Origin of the sequence: Methanobrevibacter cuticularis (genome assembly GCF_001639285.1) — an archaeon.
GTDB lineage: Archaea > Methanobacteriota > Methanobacteria > Methanobacteriales > Methanobacteriaceae > Methanobaculum > Methanobaculum cuticulare.
Map to the genome: position 1 here is coordinate 1 of NZ_LWMW01000083.1, position 507 is coordinate 507.

Annotated in this window: 1 pseudogene; it reads left to right on the forward strand. The window is 30.6% G+C overall.

The features are described 5' to 3' along the window. Positions 1-27: 27 nt before the first annotated feature. Positions 28-507: pseudogene (locus MBCUT_RS02320) on the forward strand (hypothetical protein); the annotation flags it as partial.

Here is a 507-nt window from a genome sequence, read left to right on the forward strand (position 1 = left end):
TATTTTAATGATGAGGTGAAAGATATTATGAATAAGTTTAAAAAGACGTCTTTTGTGATGGTCTTATTGTTGCTTTTTGCTTTGTTGGTAATGGTTGGTTTATCAACTAGTTTTGCAGCAGATCGTAATATTACTAATACGACTGATGGTGGTATTAGTGGTGCTGTTAATAGCTCTCTAGCTAACGATAAGATAATATTGTCTGATGGTCTGTATTCAGGCAACAACAACAAAGACATAATAATAAATAAGAATTTAACCATTACTGGAACCAATAAAGCCAACACAGTAATTGATCTAAGTGGTGGTAGTAAGCTATTCACAATTAATTCAGGTGTGAGACTAACACTACAGAATCTAACAATAAAAAACGCAGTGATTGGTAATAATAGCTATTTAATAAATAATGATGGTTATTTAACAATGGAAAATTGTGTAGTTACAGATAATAGTTTATCGTTTAATATTCGTGAGAACACAACTTATACAAGTAATGATGTGTTGGAA